Source organism: Anaerospora hongkongensis (assembly GCF_004339805.1).
In the GTDB taxonomy this organism is placed as follows: domain Bacteria; phylum Bacillota; class Negativicutes; order Sporomusales; family DSM-15969; genus Anaerospora; species Anaerospora hongkongensis.
In genome coordinates, this window is record NZ_SLUI01000013.1 from 19,017 (window position 1) to 41,150 (window position 22,134).

General features: G+C 45.7%; 19 protein-coding genes and 1 other RNA gene. 7 read left to right on the forward strand and 13 right to left on the reverse strand.

Annotated features, from left to right (window positions below; all coding sequences use genetic code 11):
- The first annotated feature begins 22 nt into the window (after positions 1-22).
- A complete protein-coding gene (locus EV210_RS17170) occupies positions 23-355 on the forward strand; it encodes a DUF3870 domain-containing protein (RefSeq protein ID WP_132082596.1) in 333 nt (110 codons plus the stop codon).
- On the opposite strand, the gene EV210_RS17175 is transcribed toward EV210_RS17170, so the two are convergent.
- The 6 genes from EV210_RS17175 to EV210_RS17200 form a co-directional block, all read right to left on the reverse strand.
- Positions 339-893, reverse strand: a complete 555-nt coding sequence (locus EV210_RS17175; RefSeq protein WP_132082597.1) for a guanylate kinase — start codon at positions 891-893, stop codon at positions 339-341. The genes EV210_RS17170 and EV210_RS17175 overlap by 17 nt on opposite strands.
- A 122-nt stretch (positions 894-1,015) precedes the next feature.
- Positions 1,016-1,561: a GDYXXLXY domain-containing protein gene (locus EV210_RS17180; protein ID WP_132082598.1), complete on the reverse strand. Its 546-nt coding sequence runs from the start codon at positions 1,559-1,561 to the stop codon at positions 1,016-1,018.
- Entirely contained in the window at positions 1,545-2,840 is a 1,296-nt protein-coding gene (locus EV210_RS17185) for a DUF2157 domain-containing protein (protein ID WP_165898953.1), read from the reverse strand. The genes EV210_RS17180 and EV210_RS17185 overlap by 17 nt, the downstream gene beginning before the upstream one ends.
- A gap of 178 nt (positions 2,841-3,018) precedes the next feature.
- The gene (locus EV210_RS17190; RefSeq protein ID WP_132082600.1) at positions 3,019-3,999 is read right to left on the reverse strand and encodes a quinone oxidoreductase family protein; all 981 of its coding nucleotides are present in this window, start codon (positions 3,997-3,999) and stop codon (positions 3,019-3,021) included.
- Between the two features lie 163 nt (positions 4,000-4,162).
- The gene (locus EV210_RS17195; RefSeq protein WP_132082601.1) at positions 4,163-5,065 is read right to left on the reverse strand and encodes a malate dehydrogenase; all 903 of its coding nucleotides are present in this window, start codon (positions 5,063-5,065) and stop codon (positions 4,163-4,165) included.
- Positions 5,066-5,076: 11 nt separating this feature from the next.
- A complete protein-coding gene (locus EV210_RS17200; RefSeq protein ID WP_165898954.1) occupies positions 5,077-5,877 on the reverse strand; it encodes a TrmB family transcriptional regulator in 801 nt (266 codons plus the stop codon).
- 238 nt (positions 5,878-6,115) lie between these two features.
- On the opposite strand from EV210_RS17200, the gene ssrS reads away from it, so the two are divergent.
- Positions 6,116-6,290, forward strand: a non-coding RNA gene (gene ssrS, locus EV210_RS17205) — 6S RNA.
- A 198-nt stretch (positions 6,291-6,488) separates the two neighbouring features.
- Here the strand turns inward: ssrS and EV210_RS23355 are convergent.
- From EV210_RS23355 to EV210_RS17220, 3 genes are all read right to left on the reverse strand, one after another.
- Positions 6,489-7,382: a methyl-accepting chemotaxis protein gene (locus EV210_RS23355; protein ID WP_279388512.1), complete on the reverse strand. Its 894-nt coding sequence runs from the start codon at positions 7,380-7,382 to the stop codon at positions 6,489-6,491.
- Between the two features lie 62 nt (positions 7,383-7,444).
- Positions 7,445-8,728: a uracil-xanthine permease family protein gene (locus tag EV210_RS17215; RefSeq protein WP_132082603.1), complete on the reverse strand. Its 1,284-nt coding sequence runs from the start codon at positions 8,726-8,728 to the stop codon at positions 7,445-7,447.
- 20 nt (positions 8,729-8,748) lie between these two features.
- A complete protein-coding gene (locus EV210_RS17220) occupies positions 8,749-9,999 on the reverse strand; it encodes a 4Fe-4S binding protein (protein WP_132082604.1) in 1,251 nt (416 codons plus the stop codon).
- 165 nt (positions 10,000-10,164) lie between these two features.
- Between EV210_RS17220 and EV210_RS17225 the strand changes: the two genes are divergently transcribed.
- A complete protein-coding gene (locus EV210_RS17225; RefSeq protein ID WP_132082605.1) occupies positions 10,165-11,616 on the forward strand; it encodes a class I adenylate-forming enzyme family protein in 1,452 nt (483 codons plus the stop codon).
- A 66-nt stretch (positions 11,617-11,682) separates the two neighbouring features.
- Here the strand turns inward: EV210_RS17225 and EV210_RS17230 are convergent, their stop codons facing one another.
- Entirely contained in the window at positions 11,683-12,456 is a 774-nt protein-coding gene (locus tag EV210_RS17230; protein WP_132082606.1) for an epoxyqueuosine reductase, read from the reverse strand.
- Positions 12,457-12,649: 193 nt separating this feature from the next.
- On the opposite strand from EV210_RS17230, the gene uxaC reads away from it, so the two are divergent.
- Positions 12,650-14,059, forward strand: coding sequence for a glucuronate isomerase (uxaC, locus tag EV210_RS17235; protein ID WP_132082607.1), 1,410 nt, complete (start codon positions 12,650-12,652; stop codon positions 14,057-14,059).
- Positions 14,060-14,110: 51 nt separating this feature from the next.
- Here the strand turns inward: uxaC and EV210_RS17240 are convergent, their stop codons facing one another.
- The 3 genes from EV210_RS17240 to EV210_RS17250 form a co-directional block, all read right to left on the reverse strand.
- Positions 14,111-14,515 (reverse strand): P-II family nitrogen regulator, encoded by a 405-nt coding sequence (locus EV210_RS17240; protein ID WP_132082696.1) that lies wholly within the window; start codon positions 14,513-14,515, stop codon positions 14,111-14,113.
- A gap of 69 nt (positions 14,516-14,584) precedes the next feature.
- The gene (locus EV210_RS17245; protein ID WP_132082608.1) at positions 14,585-16,015 is read right to left on the reverse strand and encodes an ammonium transporter; all 1,431 of its coding nucleotides are present in this window, start codon (positions 16,013-16,015) and stop codon (positions 14,585-14,587) included.
- 302 nt (positions 16,016-16,317) lie between these two features.
- The gene (locus tag EV210_RS17250) at positions 16,318-18,375 is read right to left on the reverse strand and encodes a glycosyltransferase (protein WP_132082609.1); all 2,058 of its coding nucleotides are present in this window, start codon (positions 18,373-18,375) and stop codon (positions 16,318-16,320) included.
- Between the two features lie 218 nt (positions 18,376-18,593).
- Here EV210_RS17250 and EV210_RS17255 point away from each other — a divergent pair, with 218 nt between their 5' ends.
- The 3 genes from EV210_RS17255 (at position 18,594) to EV210_RS17265 (ending at position 22,103) form a co-directional block, all read left to right on the forward strand.
- Entirely contained in the window at positions 18,594-18,944 is a 351-nt protein-coding gene (locus EV210_RS17255; protein WP_132082610.1) for an ASCH domain-containing protein, read from the forward strand.
- 130 nt (positions 18,945-19,074) lie between these two features.
- The gene (locus tag EV210_RS17260) at positions 19,075-20,898 is read left to right on the forward strand and encodes an exosporium glycoprotein BclB-related protein (protein WP_132082611.1); all 1,824 of its coding nucleotides are present in this window, start codon (positions 19,075-19,077) and stop codon (positions 20,896-20,898) included.
- A gap of 131 nt (positions 20,899-21,029) precedes the next feature.
- Positions 21,030-22,103, forward strand: coding sequence for a glycosyltransferase family 2 protein (locus EV210_RS17265; protein ID WP_132082612.1), 1,074 nt, complete (start codon positions 21,030-21,032; stop codon positions 22,101-22,103).
- The last annotated feature ends 31 nt before the right edge of the window (positions 22,104-22,134 follow it).

The window sequence follows — 22,134 nt, forward strand, 5'->3', positions numbered from 1 at the left end:
ATATTTGCATAAGGATGATCATATGGTAAATGAAACAACGGTTTTGTTTTCCGGCTATGCGAGACTTCCCAGTGGTACGGTTTCAAGCGAACTCTACGGAGTTATGGCACTTGTCCTCCTTGTTGACATCCAAACCGGACAAATTCTAGAGGCAGACTGCACACTATCAACCCGTCTTGCCGAACGCTTTGTTAACCAGCTGTTAGTAGGTCAAAACCTGAACGATAATCCCGAGGCCCTCATTAGAAAAATTAACTACGTTTATCAGGGCAGCGCCAAAAAGGCTTTGATTACCGCCTTACGAACCATTATTGATAAATATCCGGCCTTTATCCACGCTAAGCTCCATTCTTAGTCCAGGGAATATCCATAATTGCCAGGACCTGACGGATCGCCGCTGCTGGTTGCCCGGTATTCTTGACAACATAATCGGCCATTTGCCAGTTTGCGAATTCACCTGCCGCTTCAGCATATTCGATACGGCGGTTAATTTCCTGGTCATTATCTCCTTGCAGTACATAGCGGCTTAAAATCGTTTCTTTATCAGCGAACAAACAGATTGATACCAGTCTTTCTCCCAGCAGTTTTTTTAACTGCTCTAAGCCACGCTGGTCAAGTTCTACCACAGAAATTGCATTTTCTTTCACCTTACGCAAAACTTCTTCCTTGCTGAGACCATAAAAATGTCCAGAATAGCTTACTTTCTCAATCAATGGCTGTTGCAAAAATGTTTCTTTATCTACAAAGTGATAGTCTACTCCGGTTTGTTCTTCTTTTCTGGGAGGGCGGGTTGTATGGCTGATGATAGCTGGAATCTGCTGCTCTCTTAATGCTTTTATCAGTGTGGATTTACCTGCTGCAGGCGGACCGATGATGGCATAAACTTTGTTCATCGTAAAGCCCCCTTCCTTTCTTCCTATAAAATTCAATCGCTACATTCTACATCAACTGAAAAAATCCTTGCATAACAATAGCGGACAGGTCTTTAACCTGTCCGCTATTGTTATTGTACTGTTTACTGAGACTGTAAGTACTCATAAATTGTCTGGTTGCCAATATATAACTGCTCAACAACTCCATAACCGTCTTTCATACGAATGAGAGCCCTGCCGTCTTTCCCGGCACTCTTTTGATAGGCACGCTCCGCTGCAGGCGCCAGCTCCTCAGGCAGATAATATCGTCTAAACGGCAAACTGACATGAGCTATACCATTTTCGATATACTGAACGGTAACGCGGACAAAGGCATCGTCTTGAGGCTGTCGGATACTAATCCCGGTAATAACAGTCTTCCCATCTTGCTCGGCCACCACAGCGAAGGCCTTCTGACCATATTCCAAGCGGGCATCATCCAAAATTTTTCCTTTTTGTTCCTTAAAGCCGAGATCAACATAGCGTCCTTTCAGCATATCATAAGGGTCCACGGGAGCAGTCTCCCAATAAAAAGGCCGCCCCGTATTCAATACGTTTTCCCAATGCCATACCATATACAACGGTACTAGTAGCTGCAGGATCGCTACAATTGAAAATAGCAGCATCGCTCTCTTATTTCTCAGCATCATTTGCGCCTGCCTTTCGCCTCGCAGCCATCCAGTTAACTGCCAAGAAACAAATTCCTAAAGCAAGAAAAACAATTCCCCGGACAACAAAGCTGAAGTTAATATCTAAGAATCGTGCGATAATCAATGCCCCTAACAGCAGCATCCCCATATTCATTGTACTGAGCTCACCTTTTCGCACGCCTTTTCGTATTATGTATATGCTGAAGCTGAGCAAAAACAAATTCATTAAAACAGCAGAAATTAACCCTCCTGTATCGTAAGCCTGCAACAAATAGCCCGCCCCCGCCACAAACGGAGCGGCAATATAAGCAGTTGAGCCTGACAGTTTTCTGACCACCAGCAAAACCCCCAGATAAGCAACTGTCAAAAGCAGCAGGATCGCCAGCCAGCTTTCACCTGCCCGCAGGCCGCCAGAGCTAAAACCGGACCATACGTCTCTAAAGGTAAGAATAAAACTAATGCCTACTGTCCCGAATGACCCAATCGTCAGCAATGCTTTATACCAGCCAAGTGCCTTTTTCTCTATTGCTAAAAGCCCTAATAGGTAGGTTATCGAGAAAAGGGCCGCAAATAAAAGTAAACCGAAATGACCAATTTGATGATTAAAGGCATCCGCAAAAGAAAAATAGAAACTTAGGGTGAAAATCCAGGTAACAATCGTTGCGGCATTCACACTTTGCTCTGTTAGCAGCAGTTGGCGGCAATAGGGAATAACTGCGCCAAACAACATCCAAATCAAGTGCTTACCAATAATTGGAACACTGCCGTTTGCCACCCATCCACCAATGCCAATCAGGTATATGGCCGCCACAACCGTCGATTGCAGCAAATAAATAATCGGCAGTGACAGCAGCATCCAGGCGAGCAGAAAAGCACCTGTGTCGTCACTCAAATGATAAGTTTGGGAAACAAGCGCTATCGCTGCTCCCACCATCAGCATCCAGAAAACTGCCGCTCCTTCTGTCCACGTTTTTTTATCCTGCTTAAACCACCAAACGGCTGCTGCGCACATTTGGGCTATTACCAGCATAGCAACGGCGATAACCGTGCGGTTAAAACGATTCAGCTGCTCCCAATTATGAGCAAGTATCAGGATAATCCCCAGACCCACTAATATAATGCCGATGATCCCGAAGATTGTCATGTAGCTCTTTTTTTCCTCTTGCGGCACCGGTCCATAATAATCGCGAATGCGGTCAGCAGCCTCCGAACTGATAATACCTTTTCCCACTAAATCCGGCAGCTGTTCATACAGCCATTCAACAGCGTTTTTCTTCATCTTTTGACTCCTCAATGGTATTACCACTATTGTTCCATGATCGGTGATGACTATCCTGCACAGCAAATAAGAAAAAACGATCACGACGACGGTTCCGGTGACACAAATGAATATACACATATTTCATTAATAAAAAAGCTCACCGTCTATTAAAACGATGAGCTTTTCTCATTTAAACTTAAGGAATAATCAGCGTCGCTCCCTGTGTTGCTCTTGCCTCGGCCGCCTGATGAACTGATACGATTTCGGCAAGCTTGTATTTGGCACCGATGCTTGCTTTCACCACGCCCTGAGCAATTGCCGCAAATAAGTCGGCCGCATTCTCGCGAAATACTGCAGGATCTGCATTATGTGGAAATACGGATGGGCGCGTCAGGAACAGGCAGCCTTTTTTATTCAATATTTCAGGCTCAATAGCCGGAGCCGGGCCTGAGGCCGCTCCGTACAGTACAACCAGCCCGAAAGGCGCCGCGCAGTCCAGAGACTTCAGAAAGGTATCTTTGCCTACCGAATCATACACTACATTGGCTTTTTTACCGCCGGTAGCTTCCAGAAGCGCAGCAGGCCAGTTTTCCTGAGAATAATCAATTGTAACATCTGCACCTGCCGCCTTGGCAATTGCGCATTTTTCAGGAGAACTGGCAGTACCGATAACAAAAGCCCCCAGTGCCTTTGCCCACTGGCAAAGAATCTGCCCAACCCCGCCGGCAGCGGCATGAACCAAAACGATCTCACCTGGCTTCACTGCATGAGTTCTTTTGAGCAAATACTGGGCAGTCATTCCCTTAAACAACAATGCCGCTGCCTGTTCATCCGATACACCGCCGGGAATGCTTACTAAACGTTCAGCAGGAACATTACGGTAATCCGCATAGGCACCTAACCCTGCATTCATATAAGCAACGCGGTCACCCGGCCTGAACTGCTCAACTCCATCCCCTACCGCTTCGACAATCCCTGCAGCTTCATGTCCGAGGCCGGTTGGCAGCGGCAGCGGGTAGACCCCCTTGCGCTGATATACATCAATAAAGTTGAAACCGATAGCGGTCTGCCGCAGTTGTACTTCACCCGGCGCCGGGGCAGGCAGCTCAATTGTTTCCAGCTTCATCTTATCGGCACTGCCAAATTCTGTAATACTTACCTTGCGTGCTGTTCTCATATTATTCCTCCTTACAGCATCATTGGAGCTTATTGATTTAACTATAGCATGGACATTTTTATACGTAAAATTAATTGTTTCAATAAAGATAATTAAAATATTTTATCGATCTTTATGACGAAAGACTACGCCCAAAAAAGCCCGGCAAAGACCGGGCTTTTTCTTATGGCAATTCAGCAACATAAGCCTTAATATTGGCCACTGATTTCTCTAAAGCGGCCTTTTCGCAATCGGTCATAGGAACATTCAGCACTGGTCCTGCACCATGCCTGCCCACCAATGTCGGTAAGCTGACCGCTACACCGTACTCACTGTTATACGTGCATACCGGCAGTATTTGATTGCTGTCTTTTACAATAGCTTCCAGTACGGCACAAGCTGACGCGGCAGGAGCAAATACCGTCCCCCCCTTCAGCGCAATAACCTGACCGGAAGCAATGCGCACCTCATCGCAGACACGATCTATTGCCGCACTTTCATAGCCAGGCAGCTCGGTTAACGGAATTCCTTTAATGGTAATCTGTGAAACTAAGGGAACCATTGTTTCACCATGTTCACCGACTACATAGGCGTCAATATCTCTTGCATCAATGCCAAACTGCTCGGCCAAATAAGAGCGGTAACGAGCCGTATCCAAAACAGTTCCCATGCCAATAACGCGATTAGCCGAAAGGCCTGAAACCTGATATGCAAGTTGCGTCATAACATCCAAAGGATTCGTAATCATAAACAGAATACAGTCTGGACTATATAGAACAGCCTCTTTGACCAAACCGGCAATTAAGCCGGCATTACGGGACAACAACAGCACGCGCGGTTCGTCCGCCTTACGGGGAATACCGGCAGTAATCACAATAATATCCGATCCGGCCGTATCTTTTATGTCACCATACTTTATCTGAGCCTGGGGAGTAAATGCCTGCCCCTGGAGAATATCTAAAGCCTCACCACGTGCTTTATCACTGAAGGCATCGGTTAAGACAATTTCCTGGGCCAATCCTTTTAGGCTGGCCGTATAAGCTACAGCAGCACCAACCTTGCCGCTGCCGATAAATGATATTTTCACTAAAAGCCCTCCTATTTTTGCTGCTGCATGCGTCTAATAATCTCATAACGTCGGCAAATATCCTCATACTGCTTTTGTTCCATATTATTAACTAAAATATTGACCATCATATCATGTTTGATATATTCTTTGGCGACAAGGACCAATGCAGGCGTACTTGTCCATACACCGGTAGATCTTCCATGCTCTTCTGCCAGTTCCCCAACAACAACCTGATCATTGTCGGTAATAACTGTACACAGCTTCGCGCCTGCCCGCCTGTGAATATTACCGCTGCATGCTTCCAAATTGATTACCTCATTGGCAACTGCCACACTTTCGCCAAATACGGCGATTACAACATAAACGCCTTTGGCCATGGCTTCCTTCAGACTTTCCTGCAAGTACTCCAGCTGTTCAGGCCATAGTGAAGCAAAAACCTCTAGCTTAGCCTGCCGTATCACTTCAATGATCTTTTCATTAATTCCATCAGTACCCTGTAGGTTCCAGGTAAGCTCAAAAGCCTCCATTGGCGGAATAACTGCCAGATCGGATAGTACCGCTTGAATATTCTTTTCTGTTTCCTGCTGGAGCCTGCTAAATAGCACCTCTGGCTGGACCGGATAATATTGCACAGGATCGCTCTGACTATCTAAAACAGCACCACGGTTTTTTAATTTGGTTAACGTCTCGTAGATTTTGGATGGAGGAATCTGCGCCAATTTACTGATTTCATACCCATTAGCCGGATGTTTGCGCAATAGCGCATAATAAGCTTTTGCTTCATAGGCGCCAAAGCCTAAAGCTTCTAATTTCTTCAGTACGTTAATCATTTCACCTTCCCTCATTTCCTATACTACTACAGTAGTGAATAGAGAGCAATATACACTGATACTAGGTACATATCTCCATTAAAAATAATTTTACTCTTCCCTTTTGCGCGCATACATCAGTATAACGAAGCATACCGTATTCTGCTGCGCTATCTGTGGCCGGATCAGCGATAATAAAGGTCCGGCAGCTCTTGTAAATACTCGCTTACTATGCTATTATAACTATGGTTACTCGACACAATGCCTGAGATGCACGTTAACTTGAATATGTCCAACCTACTTTTATTAATAGGGAATTCGATGGTATGCGGCTGCCGGGCCACCTTTTGAGTGGATGGCTAAACCAGACCTAGGATGCCCACCTGCGGATAGCGGGTTTGGACATATGGGGGAGACGACATTACGGGCTTTATTTTATTTCAGGCCCTTGATAAAGCCCCATCTGCGTTGTCAGGCCTGCGGGAGCTCGCTTGCCGTACCGGCGCTGTACTGTCTTCGCTCGCTTCCTCGGCCTTTCTAGCATCTGGAACTTTCTGAACGACCTGGGAACGACGCATTTAAACAAACTATTAAGGGACTTACCATCGGTAAGTCCCTTTTTGTATCTTCTTTTATTCTGTAATTTGAAAAATGCGTTGTGCGCCCTCTGACAGCTTGCCAGCCATCATCGCCAAAGCCTGACTGGCTTTGGCCATTTCCTGAATGGCGCTGGTCTGTCCCCCTACATTCTGATCAATATTTCCGATCTTCTCGGATAAATCAGACATCGTCCTGTGTATGATATTCAGCGACTGGGCAATTTCCTTAACGGAATTGGCACTTGATACAGCCAATTTTCTTACTTCTTCGGCAACGACCGCAAAGCCCCTGCCCATCTCGCCCACGCGTGCCGCTTCAATTGCTGCATTGAGTCCCAGTAAGTTAGTCTGGCTGGCAACCGTCCGGATAAAGGAAACCACCTCATCCGTCTGTTTCGTTGTCTGCAGCAATTCCCGACCTAATCCATCCAACTCCTTACTGGTAGACTCCAAATTTGTAGCACGGGCAGCCAGCTCTTCCATTCCGGCAGTTAATTCTTCCGAAGCTGCAGCCAGCTCGGTGGCTACCTCATTAATTTCTTCAAAAGCAGTAACACTTTGGGTTGTTGTAACACAGCCCACAACGCGGTCTCCGTCTTTAAAAGGCAGGGCGCAGGCAAGATAAGCAATACCGTAAGGAGACTTATCCTTAGAAATGACCCGCACTACCTGTTTGCCTGTCTCCAAAGCCTGCTTGCTGCTGCCTCCCAAAACAGGTTCACCGATTTTTGTTTTTAAATCTAAGTCGGAAGCAGGTATGTATAAGACATATTTACCGTCTTTGACAATAGTGACACCAACATCAGCGGCAATAATATCATTAATATACGGAGCTACATTACAGAACATGTCAATTAGTTCGGAACCGCTAAATTCGCGCATATTTTCACCCATTTCCATAAGAATTGTAAGATATCTTATCCACATTCTAATCCACGTCAAGTGTGCCCGTCAACAAGATTCGTCAAAATTTGCAGAATATTTTTGCGTCACTCTCTTTCCCTGAGCAAAATATGCTCCATGATAAGCGCTGCTGCCACTCCGACTACGAATCCGTTCATCAGCAGGGGTCTTAGCATTGCCGGTATTGTCAGCGCTACAGAAGCTGGCATAAAAGCAACTACCGTCCCCAGCATGACCGGTACGCCAATTATCAGGCCGGTATTAAAGCGAAAAGAAGCCATATCAGGAGCCAATATACCCAATCCCCCGGCAACTTGTGAACACATCATATAGAATAACAACGTACCAACGACAACAGGAGGGATAAACGAGAAACACTGGATAACGACTGGAAAAAAGCTCAATACCGCCAATGCTGCGGCTGCAGGGATAAGCGGATACCGCGAAGCACAGCCTGACGCCAGTATGATGCCGGTACTAAGCGAGTAACTAACCGGGCCAACTGCACCAATAATACCGGCAAGTAAATTGCCTAAACCGGTTACCAATACGCCCTTGCGTGTACGGTGCTCGCCATCATTTTGGGATACTAACCCAACGGTTGTCTGAATAGACCCCAGTTCATTAATTAATAGTGCCAAAAAACAAAAAACAAAGGACAGCATCACCACCGGGTCAAAGGAAAAGCTGCCGGGTAACAGCCGCCACTCTACTGTGGATAAAGCCGCAGCAGTTACTTGCGGTGCAGGCGGCATAAACCATAAATGATAAACTAAACTGCCGCAAACCAGCGCCCAAATAATAATCGTCGAGCGCAAAGCTTCAGGCAGATAGCGCAGTCCCGTCAACATACCTGTAAACAGGATACTGGCGAACACCAGTTGAGGAAAAAGCGGCGCTTGTCCTGCCGTTACTAAGTTAACTACTGTTGGTAACAAAGTGAACGCGATCAATAACAATACTACGCCAATAATTCTTGGCGTAAATAGTCTGGCAACCTGCGCAAGCAGCCCGCTTACAGACAATAACACTAAAAGTGCTCCGCCGATGGCAATGGAGCAATAAACAGTCGATTCTTCCACTGCATGCGCATTAGCGACAACGCCAATCAATAATACTGATGCCGGTCCTGCGATAATTGGCAGCCGGTGTCCCCAGATAAGCTGAGCAAACATCGATATGCCGGTAATAAAAAACAGTTTTTGCATATAAAATAGCTGCAGCGCAGGCGATTCAGGATAATGAAAAACCGCCCCTACTTTTCCTAAAATAACTACCATTGGAATCGTCGCTAAAAACCATTGCAGACTAAATAATACAAGCTGTTTGAATGGTAACCGCTCATTTAATTGATAGCGAAACTGTATCATATCTTCTCCTAACTTTCCGTTTACTTATTTGCTTTCTTTGCTATTGCAGCAAGAAAAGCCGAACGCAGCGGCTTAACAGCCAGCATTGCCTGTACAGGAGACGAGTTTTCGATTACGGATGCAATTCGTCCCAAGGTGCGGTGGCTGAACCGCGAGGGGTCATCAAACAAGAAATGACTTAACTTGCCTCTTTCCATCGCCATCATGACAAACTTGTCAAAAGTGGTTTCCGGCACAAGCACCCGTTGTTGCCGTTTGATCATTTTGATGGCACCGAATTTGCAAGCCGAGCAGCAGACCCCGCACCCTAAGCAGATATCCTGCTCACAAGTTACAGGACGTCCTGATGAAAACGCCTCTACAGGACATGCTCTCACGCAGGCTCCACAGCCGGTACAGACTGCAGGATCCACTTCGACCAGCCAGTTAGAAGTTACAACTGCGTTGCGGATATCAAAGCTTTTAATGGCTTGGATCATTCCACAGCAGCAGCCGCAGCAATTGCAAATAAATCCGACGTTTTTTTGTACATTATCCGCAATCTGAGCCAAACCAGCCTGTTTGCATTCCGCTAAAATAGCCAGTGCCTCCTGACGGCTTACCGCCTCAGCCATACCACGCTTAATCAGCAGCTCAGCACCGCCGTTTAAGGTAAGACAGGTTCGCTGCGGCGCTTTGCAGCTTTTGCCAAGATGCTCCGCCTTATGCCGGCAGGCACACAGCGAAACTCCGATTGTTGATGCCGATTCAACAACTATTGATGCCCTTTCCCAGTCAAGTACTTCCGAGTAATCTTGCGCCCCGACAGCCTCTTCTCTTACCAGCGACCGGCCAAGCTGGGTATTGGCGGTAAAAACACTGCGGGCAAAACGGTCGTCCTGAAACATATAGGTCTCAAATAGTTGAGCTAATTCCCGCATAGGCAGATCCGCGCGCGTCCGCATAAACACAAATTCAAAAAAGCCGATTACAACCGGAGCGAGAACGATGTAGCATTCTCCTTTGTGTTCAATATCAAAAACAAGCCCCCGTTCCGCCATTTCGGTAATTCGTGCATACAATTCCTCTTTTCTCATACCAAGCTTGCGGGCAAGTTCGGCAAGCTTAGTAGGCTTGAGCGGGATTTGACGGGCGAGTTGCGCCTCCTGCGGGCTGAAAAGCATTTTTAGAATAGAAATAAAAACAGGAGAAGCCGGCGCACCTGTCAGATTGTAATCCAGACGCTGCTGGAGCAACCGGTATTCCCGTTCACTATTTACGATATGTCCCATATTTCCTCCTCTTAAAGCAACAGACCAGCGGAAACTAACGCCTCCTTTTCTCCTATCATACCCGGTTAACGATGGAAAATACAAGAGATACTATAGACAGCCCCAGCCTTTCCAGCTAAAATGACGATTAGCAATATCTAAACACTACTAGAAAAGAGGTGCTTCATGTTTGTCCATCAGCTGATTCAGCAAGGTACAGCCGATTCAATCGCTTTTTGGGGCAATAAAAGCATTACATACGGACAACTACAAAGCGAAGTTACTAAATACCGTAATTATTTTTACCGAGCCGGCATGCGGACCGGTGATAAAGTTGGCTTGTTCTCCCGTAATTCGGTGGAATTTGTTTATAGCTATATGGCTATTGCCAGCCTTGGAGCGATTGTCATTCCCCTTAACTTTCAGCTGACAATCAGAGAAATCGCATTCATTGTAGAGGATGCCCAGATGAAACAGCTCATTACCACTGCCAGAATGGATCTGGACGTCCGCCAGCTTACTCTCACCGAGATCACAACAGCGATGCACTCTGCAGAATACGAGTCTGCACCTGCCTTACCGGAAGCTTTTACGGATAGTTCCCCCTGTGTTATTATTTACACTTCCGGCACAACGGGGACTCCCAAAGGAGCCGTACTGACTCATCGCAACCTGGTTAGCAATGCTGAAGCCTTTCGCCGCATTCTACCCTTGGAGCCTAGTGACAATGTTCTTTGTGTCCTGCCGATGTACCACGCTTTTGCCTGGACATGTGCCGTGCTCAATGCTCTGTTATGTGGTGCGTCCATAACAATCCTCGATGGATTTTCTCCCAAAGAAACGCTCTTGGCCATAAAAGATTACGGGGTTACCGTTATTTACGGCGTCCCGCCTATTTATAATGTTCTTTCCCGCATAGGGGAACGGGAAGACTTAGCCGGGATGAAGTATCTCGTTTCCGGCGGCGCATCACTTCCTGAAAAGGTTGCCAGGCAATTCTTTGAAAAATATGGTGTTGCCATTTTAGAGGGGTATGGTTTATCGGAAGCTTCACCCGTAGTCGCAGTGAATCCACCCCAAAAACCGAAATACTGTTCAATTGGCAAAGCATTGCCAGGCATTGAGGTACGCATTATCGATGACAAAGGCGCTGACCTGCCTCCCGGAACAGTCGGAGAATTAACCGTCAGCGGTCCAAGTGTTATGACAGGCTACTTTAACCTGCCGGAAGAATCGGCGCAGGCACTGCAAAATGGCTGGCTCCATACAGGTGATCTGGCTTACATGGATGCAGAAGGTTATCTCTATATTGTTGACCGCTTGAAAGATATGATTATTGCCAATGGCGAAAATATCTATCCCCGGGAGATTGAAGAGCTACTGTACGCTTACACCGGCATTATTGACGCTGCTGTCATTGGTGTCCCTGATAAGCTGCGCGGCCAAGCGGCGCAAGCTTATCTGGTACTTGAGGAAGGCTGCACACTGGATAAAAAAGCACTGCGTGAATATCTGCAAAGTACGCTGGCTGCCTATAAAATTCCCCGTGATTTTATCCAGGTAGATTCGCTGCCCAAAAATCAAACAGGTAAGATTCTCAAACGGGTTCTAAGTGAACTAGCTGCAAAAACTGAATAAGACAGCAAAAAGGGAGTCGCAAAACGCTTTTTTCAAAAAGCAACAATGCGGCTCCCTTTCTTTACTTTAGCAATGAATAGCGGGAATATTGGCTTCGCAAGGGACACCGGTCTGACACTTCCCGCAGCCGTATTTGGGCTGGTAGCGTGCCAAAACCCTGTCCAGATAGGCAGAGCACACGGCATTATCTTTTCCCTGCTCGTTAATTGCCAATGGCGGGCACCGCAAAATACAGGCTCCACATTTCGAACAGTATTCCTCATACTGGGTATACGCCCTTGGAGTTGGCTCTAAGAAGCAATCAACAATTACACTGCCCAGCCGGCCGGCTGACCCGCGACGTGTAATTAACGAGCGGCTCAGACTGAATGTGCCTAAACCGGCAATATACGCAACATGGCGCTCTGACCAAGAACTGCGGCGATTAATGACTACAAAGCGTCCATCTCTTGCCGGTGACACCGCCTTATGTCCTGCTGCGGTGAAATAGTTTACCAATTCATCTCTAAGAGCATTATTCAAAACTTCTCCCTGTATCCTGCCTATCATCCATTCATCAGCCGCAATTCCTTGCTTCCGGTTGGCTTCACGAATTTTTTTGCTAAAGGGTAAGAAATAAGAAATTACCCGCTGAGCATCAGGAAGCCATTCTTGTGGCGAGCAGTGCTGCGGTCCGACAGCCGTTTCCTCCTTTAAAAGGCCAAACATCCGGTCATCAGCTGCCGCAATACCAATCAGCGGATCCTCATAAATCGGTATTCCACCCCATCCTGCTACGCGATTCAGTGGACTTGTATCCAAAAAAGTAGTAACAATCTCCTGAACGTCGCTTACTTGCATATCCTCACCTCTTGGCGTTTTTTACCCTTCTTCCGCTTCCTGCCATAAAGTCCTGCTCTTCCCTAATGAATTTTTCGTTCTTTCGTAAATTGCTAAAAATATTGCAAAAATTCCTATAAAAGTTCTATGACGCGGTCCGGCATTTTTTGTGTATGCTAGAATTATCACAAATATCAGCTGGGGGAGGATTTTCATGAAACGCTTTATGGATGAAAATTTCTTATTAACCAACAATACGGCAGAAAAACTCTATCATCATTATGCCAAAGATATGCCGATTTTTGATTTCCACTGTCATCTCAATCCCCGGGAAATTGCCGAAAACAAACGCTATGAAAACATTACCGAAGTCTGGCTGGGTGGTGACCATTATAAATGGCGGGCAATGCGCGCTAACGGTGTTTCCGAATACTTTATTACGGGAGATGCCCCTGCTAAAGAGAAGTTTATGAAATGGGCGGAAACATTGCCGCAATGCATTGGCAATCCGCTTTACCATTGGACGCATCAGGAATTAAAAACCTATTTCGGAATTGATAAATTACTGTCTCCGGCCACGGCTGAAGAAATTTGGGAAACAGCCAATGCGCTGCTGCAGGATGATGCGTTTACCGCACAAGGACTGATCAAGCGCTCAAATGTTAAAGTGCTATGTACTACTGATGATCCTGCCGATTCACTTGAATACCATATTGAACTGGCAAAAGATACCAGTTTTCCGGTAAAAGTACTACCTGCCTTCCGGCCTGACAAAAGCTTTAATATTGAAAAAGCCGGTTTTGCTGAATGGATAAAAAAAATCGAAACCGTAACCGAACAGGAAATCTCTTCCTTACCTGCTCTCTTTACGGCTTTACAGCTGCGAATTGATTTTTTCCACACCGCAGGCTGCCGGATTTCCGATCATGCTTTAGATCCAATCGTATTTGAAGCGGCAACCGAACAGGAGGTGGACGCAATTTTACGGAAGGCACTGCTCGGTGGCGCTCTGAATGAGTTAGAAATTAGAAAATATAAAACCTGCATTATGCTCTTCCTTGGTAAACAATATGCCCGCCTGGGCTGGGTAATGCAATTGCACATTGGAACTATTCGCAACAATAGCACGCGAATGATGCGGACACTTGGTCCCGATACAGGTTTTGATGCAGCCGCCGACTATATTTTTGCCGAAGCGCTGTCCAAATTTCTTGATAAGCTCGATATGACTAATGAACTGCCAAAAACCATTCTCTATTGCCTGAATCCCCGTGATTATGAAGTACTCGCTACCATTGGCGGCTGTTTCCAGGACGGAACTGTTCCAGGCAAAATTCAGCTTGGCTCAGGCTGGTGGTATAACGATCAAAAAGATGGCATGCTCAGGCAAATGACCGTATTAGCCAATATCGGACTGCTAAGCCGCTTTGTCGGCATGCTTACCGATTCACGAAGCTTTTTATCTTACACGAGGCATGATTACTTCAGGCGACTTCTCTGCAACCTGATTGGGGAATGGGTAGAAGCGGGCGAAGCTCCTCATGATATGCCGCTTTTAGGCTCAATGGTGCAAAATATCTGCTTTATTAACGCCCAAAACTATTTTGGCATAGATTGCAACTAATGAAAAAAGGCTGAACATCAAATCAACGATGTTCAGCCCTTTTTTTGAAACTCATTTCTTTCCTTTGGCAAGCGTTTCATTAATAAGCGGCAGATCTTCCTGACGGTCCATAATAGCCGCCGGTCCTTCTTCACCTGTACGGATACGGACAGCATTATCAATAGAAGTAACAAAGATTTTACCGTCACCTATCCCGCCGGTCCAACAGGCCTTCTTCGCAGCCTCAACAACCGACTCAACAGGCACTTCGCAGACAACAATTTCAACCTTAACTTTCGGAAGTAAGTTGATCGATACTTCCGTGCCCCGGTATATTTCCTTATGTCCCCGTGACAAGCCGCAGCCATAAACCTGACTAACGGTCATACCGGTAATGCGTATGGCGTTCATTGCTTCTTTTAACGCTTCTAATCTCTCAGGACGAGTAATGATTTCAATTTTCGTGATTTTGTCCACCATTATCCCCTCACTTCCTTTTCTGGAGTCTTTCTGCTAAAAATTCGTAAAATCCTTTTTACCCTACCCTTAAGAATGCTTTACTGCAGGAACTGGATTTACCTGAGTGGTGTGGACAGGACTTACACCAAAGCTGGCAGGTGCACCGGAAATAATATCCTGATAAGCATAACCGCGCTCGCCATGCTCAGTTACATCCAGACCATCAAGCTGTTGAGCATCATCAGCTTTCAATTGCATAAACGAACCAATTACTTTTAAAATAATATACGTCATAACGATGGCGAAAGCCCAACTGGCAGCTACACCCACAAATTGATTCCACAATTGTTCAGGATTGCCGTAAAACAGGCCATCGGCAGCAGCCGGATTAACAGCTTTGGAAGCAAATAATCCTGTAGCCAGCGCTCCCCAGGTTCCGCCGATACCATGCACACCAAAGGCATCAAGAGAATCGTCATAGCCCAATTTATTTTTCATAACCGAAACGGCGAAGAAGCAAATTAAACCGCCAAGGAGTCCAATAATCACAGCCGGCAAAGCAGATACATATCCGGCAGCCGGAGTAATTGCCACAAGACCTGCGACACAACCGCTTACTGCACCAAAAATTGTTGGTTTGCCATGAGTCAGCCATTCAACAAATACCCACGCTACGGTAGCAGCACCGGCAGCTACATGGGTAACTAAAAAGGCATTGGCCGCTAAACCATTAGCACCAAGCGCACTGCCGGCATTGAACCCAAACCAGCCGAACCACAAAAGGGAAGCTCCGAGTACAGTCATTGGCAAATGGTGAGGCAGCATGACCTCTGAACCATAACCACGGCGTTTACCAAGAACCAGGCAGACAACCAAGCCGGATATACCGGATAAAATATGGACAACTGTACCGCCGGCAAAATCAAGTACGCCATATTTGCCTAACCAGCCGCCAACGCCCCAAACCCAGTGAGCTACCGGATCATATACGAACGTAGACCAGGCCAGTGCAAAAACAACAAATGCAGGAAACTTCATCCGTTCAGCAAAAGAACCGGTAATAAGTCCAACTGTAAGAACAGCAAACATTCCTTGAAAAGCAACAAAGGCCCCATGCGGAATTGTCGTACCATAATCAGCACTTGGCTCAAGGCCAACTCCGCTTAACCCGAGAAAATCCAACCCACCGATCAAATGATTGATATCAGGTCCAAAAGCAATGGTATAACCAAACAGCACCCATTGTACTGTTATAAGGCCCAACAGGAAAAAACTTTGCATAATAGTGCTCAGCGCATTTTTGGTGCGAACCATCCCACCATAAAATAAAGCCAAGCCAGGAGTCATAAGCATAACAAGTGCGGCAGAAACAAGCACAAATGCAGTATCTCCGGTGTCAATCTTCGCCACCGCTTCAGCGGCAGCTGCTGCAGCCGGAGCTTCTTCAGCAAAAGCAGCTGAAGCAAATAATAATGAAATTAGCAAGCAGATACCCATGATAACCGAAAGTCTTTTCATTTCATTTCCTCCTAATCTTTTATTTGCTATGGCTGCAATGTTCAAAAATAACAAAAGACACCCTTTGGTAAATTCACCAGAGGACGCCTTTGTCACTCAAGAACACAAAAAGCCTTCGTCCAAAAGACGAAGGCTCCATTGCCTTAAACAATTTGTATGAACATAGTATATAGTACCGTAGTTAAACTGTCAATATCATTTTTTTACCTTGGCTTATCTTAATAAAATGGCACTATGAAAAGAGCTCGTTATTTAATCCTCTCATAATGGACATATGTCGCTCCATTGGGGTGAACTCTAACTTAGGTTGCTTTGGGCTGGAGATAGTTATTGATGAAAACCTGCCGGTAATCATGGTAGCCATTACCTAACTTTGTAACTCCACATTCGTGAGTACACCATGGCTGGCTTTGCTTAGGAATAACAACCTTATAGCCAGCTTTGATAAACTCCATACTTTGTGATGAATCATAAAAATGCCAACCGTTAAAAAGGTCCTCCCGCCATGGCAAATCGTATTGAGTAATCATAATCAAGCCATCAATACATTGAACTTCTTGATAATCTCCTTCCACTTCTTTTAAGGCAACAAGTCCCATTACACCCATATGGCTGTCGTATACTTTGCCGTAGTTGCAATTCGACTCCCACCAAATCCCATTAGCAGGAATTAGTGCACTGCCAGCAACTCCTATCATACCAATCTCGGAATTTTGAAATATATCCAAAACATCTTGCATAAACCGCTTATGAAGGATATATACATCCTGATGCAAATATACCTTATATTTAGCATTTGACTTGCCGATGGCCTGGTTATAAGCACTGGTCATTGATACACTATCTTTTATTGATAATATCTCCACCTCATATCCTTCGGGGATTTCAAGGTTGTTAATCTGAGAAAGACATACCTGATAAAATCTAGCGTCATTTTCACAGGTAATAAAGCAAAATTTATTTGTATTCAAAAGTCGTCCCGGAAGAATAATCGGTAAAACAGGGGCTGGTTTAAACGCTTTTACTACATATTGATATGCCCGACATAAGTCAATTAACCGACTATTTCCTGAAACATTAGCCAACGCAGAAATAAATTGTTGATCACTGGCTGTTTCAAAAATATAATTGGGCCGACAGCTATTTATCTTATAACCGGTATCTTGAAACAGCTTCTCTATCTCGTGTAAAGTGAAAAATCTCAGATGGGTTTTATCTAAAATTCCAGCATCTTCATAGCTCCAATAACCTTGCAGCAAATTACGCAATACGCTAAAGTGCAGGATATTGGGAATACTTGCTAAGACCTGGCCACCTGGTTTTAAATAGGCCTTGATATTTTCTAATGCACGCCATGGATTTTCCAGATGCTCTAGAACATCTGCCAAAATAATATAATCAAAATATTCTTCCTGATAAGGTAATACCGTCTTTTCAATATCTGCTGCTATTACATTGGCAAACAACCTTGCACTTAAAGCTGCTTGGTCATTAAGTTCAATGCCAAATAAATTTGCCTTTGGATAAATGCTTTTAATTTGCAGCAAAGTAGCTCCGCAAGCGCAACCTATCTCCAAAACATTAATCGATTGCTCTTTTGGATTCTCAATCAGATTAATTATATCCTGTCTAATCGAGGTTGAGTAGATTGGATTAAATCCCCATTTCGTGCTAAACTTTTCTAGTAAATTTCGATGGTCAAAATTAAAACCTGTAAAATGGGCATCACCAAAATGATGTACAAATGTATTTTTACAAAGGATAAGTCTAAAACCGCTCTGCCTAATCCGGAAAGAATAGTCATCATCTGCGAGGTACCCTGGAGAAAATGACTCGTCTAATAGCCCAATGTCATCGATGACGTTCTTCTTAATTAACATGCAGTACCCAACAAGTTTTATTCTTTCTTCCCATACGTTAAGATTAGAATAGTTATGTTTTTGGGCATAGGCGTGCATTTCATCCATACTTTGATAACTGACAGGAATAGCCTGAGCATAAGCAGAATTGTTTGTGACTGGTCCCACAGCACCTATCTTTTCGTTGCTGTATAAACAAGTAATTAGATTGTCCAGCCAGCCATGTGAAACGATAACATCATTATCCAGTAGGAGAATGTTGTCGCCTGAAGCCATTTCTATTCCTTTATTATATCCTTTGAGATACCCCATACCCTGTTCCTGAAATATAATTATTAAATCTGACTGACTCTTGAGCCATTCCAGCGTGCCATCATCCGAATTATCATCGATAATAATAATTTCATATTTTTCAACATCGGTATACGTGCGAATGCTTTCGATACACTGCCTTAAATAATTCAGCTTATTATAGGTCCATATAATAATGCTTGTTTTCATATCTCCCTCTCTTTTCTATTCTATTCTCTCTGCATCATATTCATATATACACGAAAAGTATCACTGCCCATATGCTAGAAAGTATTAAGATGTTCCAAATGTGGGTTCGCCTAGTAGGTCCAACCGAAGTCATTGACAGCTATTTAAAAGTCGTATACGATAAATGTAAACTGTTTTGAGTGGTAATTTTTCTCAGAAACGATTCGAGGAGGGAAATTATGTTTGCGTTAAATTTTCAAGCACCACATCATGAAGAATTATTGCTAAGCCGGGCTAAAAACTGTACGATTCGCCTAGGGGATGTTCAAGAGACTTACCCGGAGAACTCTATCGTGTGGATCACATTCGGGAAAAAATTCGGTCCAAGAAAAAAACTATACTCGGCCATAATTGACAGAGTGCTGATCAAACAATATTTCCAATTAACCTCAGAAGATCTTGCTCATCAAAATCCAGAAATTAAATCAGTAGAAGAATTAATTTCTTTTTTTGAAAAACTATATGGACGCACAATTACTCCGAATGACTATGTCAGCGTAATCTATTTCTCCGAAATAGTAGAAGAATAAAGATCATGAGATCTGCAGCCAGCCTGATGCTGGTGCAGATCTTTTTATTTTAGTTCCCCCCCAGCCTGTTGCTACATATGATATACAAATCACTTTTCCCCTCAGGCTATTTTAAAAAGGGAGGACACGTATGAAACAAATAGATGAGCTCAGTCAATCGCTTATCGGAAATGAGACAGCGGCCGAAAGACGCTATTATTATCAAAAGTTTGGGAATGGTTTTTCTCATCAGAATTGCGGATGCGGCTGTCATCATCATCACCACCAGCAGCCTTGCTGCAATATCATCTGCGCAACAATTGGGCCGACCGGAGCTACCGGGCCTACAGGTATTACCGGTACAACTGGTGCTACCGGTGCAACCGGCGGTGGGGCTACCGGCGCTACTGGTGCTACCGGCGCTACTGGTGCTACTGGCGCTACTGGCGCTACTGGCGCTACTGGCGCAGGGGCTACCGGCGCAACCGGCGCTACTGGTGCAACTGGCGCTACTGGCGCTACCGGCGCTACCGGTGCAACAGGTGCTACCGGTGCTACCGGCGCTACTGGCGCTACCGGCGCTACTGGTGTTACCGGTGCTACTGGAACACTTGCACCTGGTGATTTCCTGTTTAACGTAATTGGACCTGTTGGCAGTGCGACCGTCGGCCAAGGTGAAAATCTCATATTCCAAACTTCAACGCTGGCTATTACAGTTACGCCTGGTTCTGCGATCGTAACAATCGATGCAGTGACGGGCTCTACTGGCATAACAGGCGCTACTGGGGCTACTGGCGCTACTGGCGATGCTGGGGCAACTGGCGCTACTGGGGCTACTGGCGCTACTGGGGCAACTGGCGCTACTGGGGCTACTGGGGCTACTGGGGCTACTGGGGCTACTGGCGCTACTGGTGATATTGGTGTTACAGGTGCTACCGGGGCTACTGGTGATATTGGCGTTACAGGTGCTACTGGCGCTACTGGTGATATTGGCGTTACAGGTGCTACTGGGGCTACTGGTGCTACTGGTGATATTGGCGTGACAGGAGCTACTGGCGCTACTGGCGCTACTGGTGACGCTGGTGTTACTGGTGCTACTGGCGCTACTGGTGCTACTGGTGCTACTGGTGCTACTGGTGCTACTGGCGCTACTGGTGCTACTGGTGCTACTGGTGCTACTGGTGCTACTGGCGCTACTGGCGCTACTGGTGCGACTGGTGCGACTGGTGCGACTGGTGCGACTGGCGCGACTGGCGCGACTGGTGATATTGGCGTGACCGGTGCTACTGGAGCGACTGGAGCGACTGGCGCAACTGGCGCAACTGGCGCTACTGGGGCTACTGGGGCTACTGGGGCTACTGGCGATACCGGGGCTACTGGGGCTACCGGTGCTACCGGTGCTACTGGGGCTACAGGTGCTACTGGTGATACCGGCGCTACCGGTGCGACTGGCGCAGGTGCTATAATTCCGTTCGCTTCAGGTACACCTGCTGCTTTGACAACTGTTCTGGGTGGGCTCTTAAATACCAGCAGCCTTGTTGGCTTTGGTACTAATGCAGATGGCGTTACGATTACCGGAGGCGCAATTGATCTTACAGGCGGTCCCGGTATATTACTCAATGAAGCGTTCTCTATTCCACGGGCTGGAACGATCACTTCAATCGCAGCTTATTTCAGTACAACAGCAGCTTTAACGCTTGTCGGTTCAACGGTAACCATCACGGCCCAATTGTTCAGTTCCACTACTCCGGACAACACCTTTACGGCTGTACCGGGTGCGCTGGTAACTTTAGCACCTGCATTAACCGGTATACTCGCTCTTGGTACTATCAGTAGTGGCATTACGACAGGCCTTGCTATACCTGTTACACCACAGACACGTTTGTTACTGGTCTTCTCGGCAACAGTTACAGCAGGTCTGGATGTGGCAACCGTAGTGGCTGGCTATGCCAGCGCAGGGCTTGCTATTAGTTAATCTCGCTGCTTCTTGCAGTTAAGTAAAACTTGAAATTTTTAGCCTTCTATAAAAAATAGGAGGCTTTTTTTATCATATTGGTGCTTCGTGAATATATATGATAACAAACGCTTACTTAAGAGGTGACAGGATTGATTACGATTAGCCTTTGTATGATTGTCAAAAATGAAGAGGATGTCATTGGCCGCTGCCTGACATCCGTACAAAACATTGCCGATGAAATTATCATTGTCGATACGGGATCTACGGACAAAACAAAAGAAATATGCGGGGCCTTCACACCAAAGATCTATGACTTTGCCTGGATACAGGATTTTGCAGCCGCTCGTAACTTCGCTTTCAGCCTGGCAACTATGGAGTATATCCTGTGGCTGGATGCCGATGATGTTATTTTGGAGGAGGATCGCAAACGGTTCCTGCAGTTGAAGGAAACACTCAACCCGGCAGTAGATTCTGTGACAATGCCTTATCATTTAAGTTTTGATCAAAATGGCCAGGTAACCTCCAGTCTTCGCCGCAACCGTTTGGTAAAGCGTGTTAAGAATTTCACATGGCTTGGTGCTGTACACGAATATCTGGCAGTGCATGGTCATATTATTAATGGTGAAGTTGCCATTACGCATCAGCCGCTCAGTCATGATGCGAATAGAAATATTGAAATTTACGACAAAAGACTGGCTGCCGGCGAGGACTTTTCTCCGCGGGATTTGTATTACTATGCAAATGAACTGCGCGACCATCAGCGTACCGCGGAAGCGATTGAATACTATCAACGGTTTTTAGCTACCAAGCAGGGTTGGGTAGAAGACAATATTGCGGCCTGTGGCAAACTGGCAGACTGTTATGCCGGAATTAATGACAGAGCCAATTCTTTCCGCTATATGCTTGAGTCCTTTGCCTATGATACACCGCGGGCAGAATTTTGCTGCCGCCTGGGCTTTCATCACATGCTGGATGCCAAGTATAAACAGGCAGCGTTTTGGTATGAGCTGGCTACACGATTAGAAAAACCGTCTGAGAACTGGGGGACAATCAATCATGCCTGCTGGACCAGGCTGCCTCATCTGCAGCTTTGTGTTTGTTATGACCGGCTTGGCAGGTATCAAGAAGCCAATACCCATAACGAGGCTGCGGCTCAGTATATTCCTAATGATCCGAAAATCGCCTATAACAGGCAGTATTTTCAACGCATGTTTGACAAATGATAACTGAATAACAACAAATCTCTTAACGAAA

Bases quoted from the DNA above. Each gene is read 5' to 3' on its own strand.
- EV210_RS17185 (WP_165898953.1), bottom strand. From the start codon at position 2,840: ATGAAGAAAAACGCTGTTGAATGGCTGTATGAACAGCTGCCGGATTTA.
- EV210_RS17250 (WP_132082609.1), bottom strand. From the start codon at position 18,375: ATGAAAACAAGCATTATTATATGGACCTATAATAAGCTGAATTATTTA.
- EV210_RS17215 (WP_132082603.1), bottom strand. From the start codon at position 8,728: ATGATACAGTTTCGCTATCAATTAAATGAGCGGTTACCATTCAAACAG.
- EV210_RS17220 (WP_132082604.1), bottom strand. From the start codon at position 9,999: ATGGGACATATCGTAAATAGTGAACGGGAATACCGGTTGCTCCAGCAG.
- EV210_RS17175 (WP_132082597.1), bottom strand. From the start codon at position 893: ATGAACAAAGTTTATGCCATCATCGGTCCGCCTGCAGCAGGTAAATCC.
- EV210_RS17255 (WP_132082610.1), top strand. From the start codon at position 18,594: ATGTTTGCGTTAAATTTTCAAGCACCACATCATGAAGAATTATTGCTA.
- EV210_RS17190 (WP_132082600.1), bottom strand. From the start codon at position 3,999: ATGAGAACAGCACGCAAGGTAAGTATTACAGAATTTGGCAGTGCCGAT.
- EV210_RS17180 (WP_132082598.1), bottom strand. From the start codon at position 1,561: ATGATGCTGAGAAATAAGAGAGCGATGCTGCTATTTTCAATTGTAGCG.
- EV210_RS17225 (WP_132082605.1), top strand. From the start codon at position 10,165: ATGTTTGTCCATCAGCTGATTCAGCAAGGTACAGCCGATTCAATCGCT.
- EV210_RS17200 (WP_165898954.1), bottom strand. From the start codon at position 5,877: ATGATTAACGTACTGAAGAAATTAGAAGCTTTAGGCTTTGGCGCCTAT.
- uxaC (WP_132082607.1), top strand. From the start codon at position 12,650: ATGAAACGCTTTATGGATGAAAATTTCTTATTAACCAACAATACGGCA.
- EV210_RS17245 (WP_132082608.1), bottom strand. From the start codon at position 16,015: ATGAAAAGACTTTCGGTTATCATGGGTATCTGCTTGCTAATTTCATTA.
- EV210_RS17230 (WP_132082606.1), bottom strand. From the start codon at position 12,456: ATGCAAGTAAGCGACGTTCAGGAGATTGTTACTACTTTTTTGGATACA.
- EV210_RS17260 (WP_132082611.1), top strand. From the start codon at position 19,075: ATGAAACAAATAGATGAGCTCAGTCAATCGCTTATCGGAAATGAGACA.
- EV210_RS17170 (WP_132082596.1), top strand. From the start codon at position 23: ATGGTAAATGAAACAACGGTTTTGTTTTCCGGCTATGCGAGACTTCCC.
- EV210_RS23355 (WP_279388512.1), bottom strand. From the start codon at position 7,382: ATGTGGATAAGATATCTTACAATTCTTATGGAAATGGGTGAAAATATG.